The organism is Luteolibacter algae (assembly GCF_042683045.1).
Classification (GTDB): Bacteria; Verrucomicrobiota; Verrucomicrobiia; order Verrucomicrobiales; family Akkermansiaceae; genus Luteolibacter; species Luteolibacter algae.
On the sequence record NZ_JBHUIT010000002.1, the window covers coordinates 124,622 to 136,975 of the forward strand.

Consider the following 12,354-nt stretch of genomic DNA (forward strand, 5'->3'; position numbering starts at 1 on the left):
TGCGTGCTTCATCCTCTTTTGTGTGACGATCAGCAAAAGGCCTTTTGTGACAGAGTCGTCACAATTCACCGGTCTATGACGATGAACCCAGGGCAAATTCCGCGGAATCAAGCGGTTTCTCGCGATGCGGAAAGCCATGACTGCGGTGGAAATACCGTCTGCATTTATGGCTCGATTGTCACACGATCTCCCACCTTTGTCATCGCGAAGAGTTTTTTAGCAGCACCCATCGGGAGCCTGATACACCCGTGGGAAGCCGGATAACCGGGAACATATCCGTAATGGAAACCGAAGTCGCTGCAGCTCAAGCGCTGGAAATACGGCATGGACGAGCCGTAGATGGACGAATTGTGATGGCGGTGTTTGTCCGTGATCACAAACTCGCCCTGTCTGGTCCGATAACCACTTTTCCCAGAGGAAACCTTCGTGGAGAACACTTCTTCTCCATCGGAATTGTAGACCCGCGCTCTCTGCTCCTTGAGCGACAGCACGATATGCCTCTCGGATTTATCAGGATCTTGCCCGAGCAACAGCCGCATCATTGGGACATCGCTGCGGCGTGAGGCAAAATTGATCGGCCAAGTGTAATTGACCTTGGTGTAGGTATTTTTCTGCGCCCCCGCATCCAGCAAGTAGCGGGCGGAAGCAAGCACGCCGGTATTTGCCGCCAGCATGAGCGGAGTAATATTTCTATCCCGGGTTAGATACCATTTCATGTCCCTGGAGCGGACGTGACGGAGAAACGTCTCACTGACGGGACGGATGACGGCCTCATTCGGATCAGCTCCCGCGGCGAGCAGCTCCCGGACGGTTTCCGCATTCCCCGTGACCAAGGCAAGATGCAGAGGTTTTTGATTTTCAGGCAGCCGGAGATTTGCTTTTGCGCCATGCCTCAGGAGCATGGATGCAATGCGGTCATAACCCTTCCTCATTGCCACGGAGAGCGCGGTATCAAGATAGGGCAGCATCGTAAAATCCGCCGGACAGCCACTTTCCAGGAGGAAATCCACCGTCAGCGTATCACCGGAATAGCTCGCGTAAAAAATGGACTTACCAAGCGGGTGCCCGTAATCGAGCAAAAGCTTCAACCAGCCGACCCTTTGCGAGATGGTCGCGACTTCAGTGAGTAGAAGGCCGGACTCTCCGGGAGAAAAGGCCCGTGCTCCCTTGTTCAAAAGCATCCGTGCCAGTTCTTTGTTGTTCTGTCTATAAGCCAGCCAGAGAGCAGGTTCCCACTCAGGCCCGTCCAGACTTTCGCCCGGACGAAGAAGCGCACGCAATGTCGGCAGGTGACCTGTTGCAATCGCCGCTTCCAATGGCGTCACACCGCCCGGCACAGTGGGGATCCTTACCGGATCCGCGCCTATCTTCATCAGCACGGGGATCAGCTTCGTGTCGTGCGCGGCGATCGCTCGCTCCAGAAGGGTGTGCCCCCTGGGATCGGGCAGATTCGGGTCAGCTCCAGCCACGGCCAGCTCCGGCAAGAGATGCATCCAGCGGTTTTTCGCGGCCAAGGCGAGCACCCCGCGCCCTTTCGCATCCGTGGCTCCGGGATCAGCTCCCAGTGAAATCAGGGTGGTGACCAGATCCAGGTGCCCTGCATTGACGGCAATATGCAAAAGCGGGTTTCCGGCGTCATCCTTCATGTGCGGATCCGCACCTTCCTTGAACATTGACCGAACGTATGCCAGGCGCCCATTGCGTATCGCCCATGGTAGGATTTTTTCGCCATTGGCCATTCTACCCGCGGGATTCGCACCGGCCTTGATGAGCTTTTCCACTACCGCGGAGTCGTTTTTCTCGATGGCCACCCCGAGGATATCGACTCCGTCCGGGCCCTTCGCATTCGGATTAGCCCCTTCTCCCAGGAGCATCACAGCGATATCCGGCGAATCATTCTCAACGGCGATCCGCAGCGGCGTATACCCTCTGGCATCCCGCTGCTCTATGTGAACGCGAACATCCAGCAGCCAGCGGACATGCTGCTTTTCATCCAGGGTTACTGCGTCTACCAGAGCCCTGCCGGATGGCTGGATTCCGTCCCGCACCAGTTGCCGGAGACTGTGCTCCTCCGGACTATCACAACATGGCACCAGAAATAATGCGGAAATCATCAGAAACCGCCTGCTCAGACCGAGGATGGGGGAGGGTCGGGACACTCCCGCGCAGGCTAAGGAAAATTTTATAAAAATCAAGCTATCAAGAAAGTAGTTAGCCTTTCCCATTTGTCTGTTACCTTCGCGCGGATGAAATTGGTGAAACTTTTGGCAAATCTCGGATACGGCTCCAGGAAGGAAGTCGACAAACTGATACGCAGCGGCGTGGTCACGGATCACGAGGGAAATATCCTCGGTCAAAAAGACTTTCCTGGTGCGGAAAATGTGCGGGTCGCCGGTGAGGAGCTGGATCCGCAAGCGCCCTTGGTAATCGTGATGAACAAGCCGGAAGGTTTTACCTGCAGCACCGAGGATCCCGGAGAAACCATCTATGACTTGCTCCCCCCGCGCTTCTCCAAACGCAATCCCGGGCTCAATCCCGTAGGCAGACTGGACAAGGAAACCCGTGGCATGCTGCTAATGAGCGACGATGGAAAATTTCTCCACAAAGTCATCCACCCGAAATCCGGATGCCTGAAAGTCTACCATGTCATCCTGGATCGCCCACTTGATGGCAGCGAAGGCGAGCTCTTCGGCTCAGGCGAATTTATGCTGGAGAGCGAGACCAAACCCCTTCTTCCCGCTGGCTTTGAGGCGCTTGGAGAAAAGGAAGCCCGTGTGACCCTCCACGAAGGCCGTTACCATCAGGTGCGCAGAATGTTCGCAGCCACAGGGAACCATGTGCTGAAACTGAAGCGCATTTCCATCGGCGGCCTCACACTTCCGGCCGAGCTGGAGGAAGGCGAATGGCGCTTTGTGACCGAAGAGGAAAAATGCGCTCTTTTCGCAAATGACTGAGAACGCATTGACCCCAGCTTTCTCACCCATAGAATGGAGTCCTCTTTTTCAAATTCAACCCCACATACCAATCAGATACCATGTCTATCAAAACAGGAGATAAAGCCCCGGATTTCACACTCGTCACCAAAACCGCGGATGGCCCACAACTCGTCAAACTCAGCGACGAGATCGGCAAGGCAAACATCGTCTTGCTCTTCGTCCCAATGGCCTTCACCGGTGTCTGCACTACGGAACTCTGCGACATTTCCTCCGGCATCAAGGATTACGAGGCTCTCAATGCAAAGGTTTTCGCCATCTCCGGAGATAACCCCTTCGCCCAGGAAATCTGGGCTCAGAAAGAAGGCATCACCGTCCCGCTTCTCAGCGACTACGAGCATAATGTCGCCAAGGCATACGGTGTTGCCTACGAGCAATTCCTGCCAGATGCGAACCTTATCATGGGCGGCGTAGCCAAGCGGTCCGCATTCGTTATCGACAAAGAAGGCACCATCCGTTTTGTGGATATCAAAGATCATCCCAAGGATCTCCCTGACTTCGATGCAGTGAAAGAGACTCTCGGCAGCCTCTGAATACCCGAAGACACTTAAGAAAACTTTATTATTTACAATCGGCGATAAGTTCATAGCTTGTCGCTGTCCTCTGCGCGAGTCAGCGCGATTGAGTCTTCCGGGGGGAAAGCTCAATTGCCATGATACAGCGAGGTTACTGTAAGGCGCGAATCCGAAATGGATTCGCGCCTTCGCTGTTTTTACCGCTTCGCTGGACTGAATGAAGCCACTTACGCCGTGTTGACTAAGGCAGCACCAAACTCTATTTTTTGTTCTGGCGAACAGCTTTTTTAACTTGCTCAAAACAAATCCAAGGAGCATGGTGAACCCATGGCTAGCAAATCATCCGCGGAATCCGCAGCAACCGACAAACTTCAAGAAGCCCGTAAGAGAAACCTCGATCTCGCGATCTCCAATATCCAAAAGGAATTTGGCGAAGCCGCCATCATGCGTATGGGCGATGAGCACCGGGTGGACGTGGATGTCATCCCCACTGGCAACCTTCTGATTGATCGCGCTCTTGGCGTGGGCGGCTTTCCCCGTGGCCGTATCGTGGAAGTCTATGGCCCGGAATCTTCCGGTAAAACCACTCTTACCCTCACCGCCATCGCGCAGGCGCAAAAGCGCGGAGGCCTTGCCGCATTCATTGACGTGGAACATGCGCTAGACCCGCAGTATGCTCGTAAACTTGGAGTCAATCTGGATGACCTTCTTGTCTCCCAGCCCTCTTCCGGAGAGGAAGCTCTTCAGATTTGTGAAGCTCTCGTTCGCTCAAATGCGATTGACGTGATCGTTCTCGATTCCGTAGCAGCCCTCGTCACCAAACAGGAATTGGACGGTGAAATCGGCGATTCCACCGTAGGTGCCCAAGCCCGTCTTATGAGCGCGGCAATGCGGAAGCTCACCTCCCTTATCTCCAAGGCAAAGACTGTTTGTATTTTCACAAACCAGATCCGTGAGAAAATCGGAGTCATGTTTGGCAGCCCGGAAACCACACCCGGTGGGCGCGCACTCAAATTCTTCTCCTCTGTCCGGATTGATATCCGCCGGATCGGCCAGATCAAGTCCTCGGATGGCTCGGTTATCGGAAGCCGGACGAAAATCAAGGTCGTGAAAAACAAGGTGGCACCACCTTTCACGGAAGCCGAATTCGACATCATGTATGACGAAGGTATCTCTTCCACCGGCTCCTTGCTTGATCTCGCACTGGAGCTTGAAATCGTGCAGAAGCGCGGTTCCTGGTTCTCTTACGAGGGTGCCCAGCTCGCTCAAGGAAGAGATGCGGCGAAGGATGCGCTTAGGGCTGATCAAGCTCTCTACGATGATATCGAGACTAAAGTCAAAGATGGTATGGAGGCGGCAAAGCTTGCAAAGAAGAAGCGCTAGCCCGTCTTTCAACCTACAATTAATCCAAGAAAAAGCCGGTGGCCTCGCAGCTACCGGCTTTCTCATTTGAAATGACGGAAGATTTCCAGTGAACCCTTTGTGCGGATAGTAGAAATCTTAGAACCAGGGAGTTGTTATTCCTCTGGAAGAGTTTCCTTCCCACAGCATTGTTTGTATTTCTTGCCGGAACCACATGGGCACGGCGCATTTCGACCGGAGTTTTCGATTGAAAAGCTAGGTTTACGTTTCGGTAGGTTTAGCTTCAGCTCAGTGCCTCGCGGCGATTCGATCATTGAGGGATCAATGTTCTCAAGGCTTCCACTGGAAGCAACATTCGCATGGCTTAGCTCAGGCTCGCCGCCTTGCAATTCCTGAGGCTGGCTGTGAAGCTGCTGCAAGAACTCCTCCAGGTTCGAAGCCGAGCGGAAAAGGTTGGTAAGAGCTTCCTGTTTGATCTGATCCATCAAAGTCACGAAGAGGTTGTAGGCTTCGTTCTTATACTCGATGAGCGGATCCTTCTGGCCTTGAGCCCGGAGACCGACACCCTCCCGGAGCGCATCCATATTGTAAAGATGCGCTTGCCATTGCTTATCGATTGCCACGAGAACCATGCGACGCTCTTCCTGATCAAGCACTTCGTAAGGCAGGTTACCGACTTTGATCTCGTAGGTCTCTTTTACTTTACCTACGAGGAATTCTGAAATTTGATCAGGGGTCTTGTTGATATCCAGCTCTTCGATTGTCAGGCTGATTGGCAAGGTCGAGTTCACCCAACCGAGCAACTCGGCATAATCAGGCGCATCGTGGTCGCGCTCCTCAAGATATTCGTGAACTTTCGCGGGGATCGTTTCTTCGATGATCTCGTTCACCAAATCGCGGGGAGATTCTGTGCTCAGGACCTCGTTACGGTATCCGTAGACCACCTCCCGCTGCTGGTTCATCACGTCATCAAAATCGAGCACGCGCTTCCGCCAGGTGTAATTTCGCTGCTCTACGCGTTTCTGTGCGGTTTCCACAGATTTGTTGAGCCATGAGTGCTCCAAAGCTTCCCCATCTTTCATGCCGAAGCGCTCCATCATGGCGGTCATCTTGTCCGCCGCGGCGAAGTTCCGCATCAGGTCATCTTCGAAAGAGATAAAGAATTGCGAGCGCCCGGGGTCTCCCTGACGTGCGCAACGGCCACGCAGCTGGCGGTCGACCCGGCGCGATTCATAGCGCTCCGTGCCAATTACGAAAAGCCCGCCCAACTCGGCGACGCCTTTGCCCAGCTTGATATCCGTTCCGCGTCCGGCCATGTTTGTGGATACGGTGACAGCGCCCGGCTGACCGGCCTGGGAAATGATTTCAGCCTCTTGCTCGTGAAATTTGGCATTGAGAACCGAATGTGGGATTTTCGCCCGCTGCAGCATCCGGGCAAGTGTCTGGGAAGACTCTACGGACGCGGTTCCACAAAGCACAGGCTGGCCCTTATCGTGGGCTTCCTGAATCTTCGCAATGACTGCGTTGAATTTCTCACGGCGTGTTTTGAAAACCTGATCGTTTTCATCGACACGCTGATTCGGACGGTTCGTCGGCATTGGCAGAACATCCAGTCGATAGATGTCGTGGAACTCCGCAGCCTCGGTCTCAGCCGTGCCGGTCATACCGGCAAGTTTTTCGTAGAGGCGGAAGTAATTCTGAATCGTAATGGTTGCAAAGGTTTGGGTTTCCTTCTCGATGGCAACGCCTTCCTTCGCCTCGACAGCCTGGTGCAGGCCATCCGACCAGCGGCGCCCCGGCATCTCCCGGCCGGTATTGTCATCGACGATGATCACCTTTCCTTCTTTCACCACATACTGGACATCGCGCTCATACACGCAGAACGCCTTGAGCAACTGGGAAATATTGTGGATTTTCTCCGCCTGGGTATCCATCCGTTGCTGGCATTGCTCTTTCGTAGCGATTTTCTGCTCCGGTGTGAGACTGAGATCTGTATCGATATCGGCAAAAAGGGTTCCCAAGTCCGGCAGCGTAAATGACTCCGGATCACCGGGAGATAGAAACTCACGCCCCATTTCCATGAGATCCGCATCGTTACCCTTCTCGTCAATCGTGAAGTAGAGCTCTTCCTTGAGGGCGAAAAGTTCTTTCTTTTGCGCATCCTGATAGAAGGAAAGCTCCGTCTTCTCCATGAGGCGGCGATTTTCCGGCTCTTCCATGAAACGCATCAGCATTCTGTTACGTGGCTGGCCGAGCTTGATTTTGAAAAGCAAACGTCCTGCACCATCGAGATCGCCAGCTTCCGCCAGCTTCTTCGCTTCTGCCGCAAGGTCATTGCAAAGCTGGGTCTGCTTTTTCACGAGAGAGTCCACCAGCGGCTTATATCTGTCGAACTGGTGTGAAGATTGGGCAGTCGGCCCGGAGATGATCAAAGGTGTCCGTGCTTCATCGATCAGAATGGAATCCACCTCGTCGATAATCGCAAAATAGTGGCCACGCTGGACCTGATCGTCCTTGGATGAGGCCATGCCATTGTCCCTGAGATAATCGAAGCCGAATTCGGCATTTGTCCCGTAGGTGATGTCACAGGCGTATTCATTCCGGCGGTCCCATGGAGCCATCTGGTTCTGGATACAGCCAACACTCAACCCGAGGAAACGGAACAGGGAGCCCATCCAGTCCGAATCACGTTTTGCAAGGTAGTCATTGACCGTGATGACGTGAACTCCGAGGCCGGTAAGCGCGTTGAGATAGACCGGTAGAGTCGCAACAAGGGTTTTGCCCTCACCCGTTTGCATTTCCGCGATCATTCCGCGGTGAAGGGCCACACCACCGATAAGCTGCACATCAAAGTGAACCATTTCCCATGTCAGTGGGTGATCGTTTACCAGAATCTCCCTACCGGACATGCGTCGCGCGCCATTTTTCACTACGGCGTAGGCTTCCGGTAGGATTTGCTCGAGATATTTTGCCCGGGCTTTGATGAAATCCGGCTCAATTTCATGGAAAGCTATTTTGGCAGCCTCGATAGCCTCGGGAGTGGCGCGGATGCTTGTAGGGAGCACTGGAAACTCGTCGCTCAGCGCTTTAAACCGCTGCTCCAGATCTGCGGCGGTCCGCGCGAGCTCTTCCTCTGGCATTCTTGCGATTGCAGGTTTTGCCGGGACATCCAGCGCATGATAGCGGGCCAGGTGTGCCTGCCATTTTGCAGTCATTTCCCGGAGTTTCTCCTCAGGCTCACGCTGCAAAGCCTCTTCGATTTCGTTGATACGGGCGACTGTCGGGCGAATTCGGCGCACTTCGCGCGTGTTTTTGCTACCGACGATTTTTTGAAGAATCCACTTAATCATGAGAAATTGGGCTGCACCCTTATTGGGCTAGGAGTTGGGTGGATACACTGTGAACCGCTGCTGCGCAAGTGTTGGAATTCACGTTGAAACCACCGCTATCTTGCAATACGCGGGATCTTCCCGATGCTTTACAAATGTTGTTCGATTCCCACAACCATCTACAAAGTCCCCGTTTCGGCGGAAATGCCGATGAATTGATCCGTGAGATGAAGGCAGTGGGCATCCAAGGCTGTGTCGTAAATGCAACCCGGGAGAACGACTGGGCAGATGTGGCACGGCTTGCCGAACGTTTCGAAGGCTTTGTTTTTCCCGCTTTCGGTATCCATCCGTGGTTCGCCCACACGGCTAAGCCCGGCTGGCAGGAAAGACTGCGGCGGCAACTGGAGCGATACCAGAATGCCACTTTGGGTGAGGCCGGTGTGGATGGCTGGGTAGATTCACCCTCCATGGATTTACAAATCGAGGTATTCCGGGATCAGTGGGATCTTGCGGCAGAGCTGAAACTACCTCTAACTGTTCATTGTCTCAAAGCATGGGAAGAGCTCTTCCACATCATTGATAGCAGTCAAAAAGCGCCGGATAAAATCCTCATGCATTCCTTTGGCGGCTCGCTGGAGATCGCCCAGCGGCTGCTGAAATACGATACCTGGTTTTCATTTTCCGGTTACTTCCTCCAGCCTCGGAAACGAAAGGTTCTAGAGGTATACAAGCAACTCCCCGCCGACAGAATCCTCTTGGAAACCGACGCTCCCGACATGGCTCCCCCGGAGGATTTGATCAGCAAACCCACGACCGGAGCCGTGAATCATCCTGCAAACCTTCGCTCTATCGCCGAGGCATTTGAACGAGAATTCCCGGGAGGCATCCTGGAACAGATCCATAAGAACACGGTTGAGTTTTGGGGATTCTGGAAGTGATCACCGCCGGAAGCCAAGCTGGTCGCAATTTGCCTTCGCCGCGAAATAATTCCCATGTCCGGCTGGCGCAATAAAGACGTAATAATTCGATCGCTGTCTATTGTGACGGATCTCACCCACGGCACGTCCCTTGTATTTTATATGGAAGCCAGCCCCGGCCCACTTCGGCAGCTCCACGATATCTGCTGGCTGCAAAACAAAATCTCCACCGCCGATCTCAAAAATTTTTTCCGATTTACACAAGGAAACCGCCTTCATGCAGGACTCCTCGTTATCGTAGACAGGAAAGCGCTTCATTCGGATCATTGGAGCCGCCAGTTTCCCATCCTTCTTTCTCTGTCTCGAAAATTCGAGATAGATCGCCAAAACGATCCCCTCCCCTTCCTCCAATGTTAGACCAACGGAGAGGTCTCTCGCACCCTCATGCTCGAATTCCAGATTCTTTTCTCCCGCCGGAAGTAAGAACCAGCCCGTTTCCGCCCCCGCCATCATCCCGTCCGGCAGCAGCTTCACCCCATCAATTTTCACCATACACCGGGAGTTTCCGGGTATCATATTTACCAGGTTAATCATGCCTCGCCCGGCTTCCGCAGCAGCGTTTGCCGCCAAACCGAAAAGCAAAATTATCGCGATCAAACTAATGAGATTTCTCATAATGCTTTATGAAACGAACTGGCTGATCCGGCAGAACAACCCCATCGACATCCCGGGTCGATTCTACCGAAACATGATATTCACGCGTGGCCCTACCGACGACTTTCCCGCTCTCACTCAAAACCTCGCCGGCGACGATTACGCGGAAAATTTTTGAACCAAAGCCAACCCGCTCCATAACCTTCCTGAAGAGCTCTTCTCTGCCCGCATCATCCCATGTTTCCGAAGGTGCTTTGGTCTGCGGATACGCTTCGCGCGAGCCGAAGAAGGGGATCAGCGCTTCATCATCTTCATTTTCCGCTTTCAGGGGGTGGCTACGAATTTGGTTGAGATCTGAAAAGCTCCTCAGCGGAAAAATCTGCCTCTGCGCGATCACATAATCCGCAAACACATCGCCAGTCTCAATATCAGACGGAGCTTCCAAATCGGGATTGGCAGGATCCGCTTCAAGAACTCCGGATACCAGAGCCCTTAGCACTTCTCGCGGAGCCGTATTGATATTCACCGGGAAATGCCTGTCTCCGCTCGGATGAGTTACTGAAAAAATATCCAGCAGCTGTGCGGCGCGCCACCCATCTTGATCAAAAGCGGCAAACTCCGGCCGACCAATCGCCAAGGTCTGCCCGCCACCAGCCTTCTTTTCTGCTTGTTTCAGATCCGGATCCTCCACATCAGACCACTGGGCGGGATCAAAAATATTGCCCAGCTCTGCCACAGAATCGTAACGCCCGGAATTTGAGATGAATGCTGGAGCCATCTCAGGTTGAGTCACGGGAAATGGCGTCCCATCATCAAGCGTCCCGGAAATTTCACCCGGAGAGGCTGCCGGACGCACTTTGTCATTGTCCGGCAGGATACCTGACAGCGAGCTACTCCCTTTATCCGGCCAATCGGTAAGCTTCACTTCATACGTGTGAGCTGTCTGAATCCCTGTTTTCACACTCCTCCCGCCCCAGTTGCTTCTCCTGTAGTTGTGGTTTCGTATCGCAGAGTCCACATAGTAATTAGCTCTCGGATCACCAAACTGGCTTTCATTCAAGTTATGTGCCGGAGATGCATTGCCTTTCCAGTTGTAGGTAAATTCATCATTGCCTCCCGGACTTGGCGCCGCATCAAGGAAACCCGAAGGTCGCTGGACTCCCCGTCTTGCACGATCTACCACACGACCGTTCCATTTCAGTTCGAAATTATTTCCGCTGAATGCCGTGAACTCCAACCGCGCCGGTATTCCGAAACTATGTGGGAAACTGTATTCCTTTTTCCCCAAATAGATCACGCCAAAGCCATTTGCCGGAAGCTCGATCTCGATAGCTGGAAAACTAGCATTGGAAAACTGATGATAAACACCTGGGGGCATCTTGAACCGCATCTTATTGATGTTGGTAAATTCGATAGTCCCTGCGATGTCCAGCTGGCACGGATTCCATAGTTCAATATAAGTTTCCACTGAAATCTCCGTGGCCTCATCACTCTGGCTGGTGATTTCATACCGATCATACATCTCATTGACAAAAGGATAGGAATCCACTCCCCGATAACCTTCTCCCACGGATGCATCGCTATCCGCATCCGCATAATCAATCATCGATGCGCAAAGTGTTTTGAGATAGTTTTCATCCTCCGGAAAGCCTCCCTTCCGGCTCTCGAATTCAGGCAATTGTTCTGCAATGTATTCCGCAAGCTCGTCCACAGCCCCAGCCTCGATAAGCTCATTCAAATCTGCAGGTTCGGTTCCTGCCGCAGCGTATCCGAAGCCGTGGGGGATCAACTGTATACCCCGCTCGGAATGACGGCAGTAATGAACATATGGCTCAATCCGCGCCGCACTTTCCTTTTCCAAAAGTGTCCGCAAGGAACCGGAAGTTCTTAGCTCCTTGTTTTTGAGAATCAAGCCTTCCGGCAGACCGGCTTCGGGCGCGTGACCGGGCTCCAGAATCGTCCGGATATCTATGGTTGGCTCATCGATCACAGATGCAGTCGTATTGATCCTGATCGCCCGGCTATCGATTCGCCCAGATAGATCCTCGACCCAAAAAGCATATCTCAATCTCTGTTCCTTTTCTCCAACCTCGGATATATCAACCCATTTCGCCCTTGGCACATACTGATCATGCACCGAAGGCGCAGCTAACGTCACACTTTCTCTCGATATATCCTCCAGGCTCTCCGCAAGCCTGAGCGCCTCGATTTTCCTCTCGCCAAGAAGCATCTCATCTCCGCCGCTGAATAACGGCACGCACTTCCAATGTCCATCTTCATACACGGCTCCGAAGGTGAAGAAACGCTCACGGTCCCCTCGCGGACGAGACGGGCTCCCCACCTCTGGCAATTCCTGGTCTTCGATACGGAAAACAATGCTATCATCATGTCTCGCTATCTCAGCAATTTCGGAAAGTGCCAACTCCAGGCCCGACTCCAACGCCATTTCCGCGCGGGTGGAATTCGAGTAAGCGCGCGCAGTCTTTCTCTCCATTTCCATCACAGTAATCAGACCGATCAGTAGCAGCGTTAAACCAGAAACTGCGAGTATCGTAATTGGGAGCACAAAGCCGTCCCGCCGATT

At 53.3% G+C, this 12,354-nt stretch carries 8 protein-coding genes; 4 read left to right on the forward strand and 4 right to left on the reverse strand.

The genetic code is table 11. From position 1 onward, the window contains the following. Positions 1 to 164: 164 nt before the first annotated feature. Positions 165 to 2,114, reverse strand: a complete 1,950-nt coding sequence (locus ACFSSA_RS01845; RefSeq protein WP_386818066.1) for an ankyrin repeat domain-containing protein — start codon at positions 2,112 to 2,114, stop codon at positions 165 to 167. A 132-nt stretch (positions 2,115 to 2,246) separates the two neighbouring features. On the opposite strand from ACFSSA_RS01845, the gene ACFSSA_RS01850 reads away from it, so the two are divergent. From ACFSSA_RS01850 to recA, 3 genes are all read left to right on the forward strand, one after another. Further along, entirely contained in the window at positions 2,247 to 2,954 is a 708-nt protein-coding gene (locus ACFSSA_RS01850) for a pseudouridine synthase (protein ID WP_386818067.1), read from the forward strand. Between the two features lie 80 nt (positions 2,955 to 3,034). Continuing rightward, positions 3,035 to 3,526 (forward strand): redoxin domain-containing protein, encoded by a 492-nt coding sequence (locus ACFSSA_RS01855; RefSeq protein WP_386818068.1) that lies wholly within the window; start codon positions 3,035 to 3,037, stop codon positions 3,524 to 3,526. A 309-nt stretch (positions 3,527 to 3,835) separates the two neighbouring features. Further along, positions 3,836 to 4,891, forward strand: coding sequence for a recombinase RecA (gene recA / locus ACFSSA_RS01860; protein ID WP_386818069.1), 1,056 nt, complete (start codon positions 3,836 to 3,838; stop codon positions 4,889 to 4,891). Positions 4,892 to 5,025: 134 nt separating this feature from the next. Here recA and secA read toward each other — a convergent pair whose 3' ends face one another. Beyond that, on the reverse strand, positions 5,026 to 8,220 hold the full coding sequence (gene secA / locus ACFSSA_RS01865; RefSeq protein WP_386818070.1) for a preprotein translocase subunit SecA: 3,195 nt from the start codon (positions 8,218 to 8,220) through the stop codon (positions 5,026 to 5,028). 83 nt (positions 8,221 to 8,303) lie between these two features. Between secA and ACFSSA_RS01870 the strand changes: the two genes are divergently transcribed. Further along, positions 8,304 to 9,137 carry a TatD family hydrolase gene (locus tag ACFSSA_RS01870; protein WP_386818071.1) on the forward strand — a complete coding sequence of 278 codons (834 nt, stop codon included), beginning with the start codon at positions 8,304 to 8,306 and terminating at the stop codon, positions 9,135 to 9,137. On the opposite strand, the gene ACFSSA_RS01875 is transcribed toward ACFSSA_RS01870, so the two are convergent. Next, entirely contained in the window at positions 9,138 to 9,791 is a 654-nt protein-coding gene (locus ACFSSA_RS01875) for a hypothetical protein (protein ID WP_386818072.1), read from the reverse strand. Next, positions 9,775 to 12,336, reverse strand: coding sequence for a hypothetical protein (locus tag ACFSSA_RS01880; RefSeq protein WP_386818073.1), 2,562 nt, complete (start codon positions 12,334 to 12,336; stop codon positions 9,775 to 9,777). Before ACFSSA_RS01880 ends, ACFSSA_RS01875 begins: the two co-directional genes overlap by 17 nt. Positions 12,337 to 12,354: the final 18 nt, after the last annotated feature.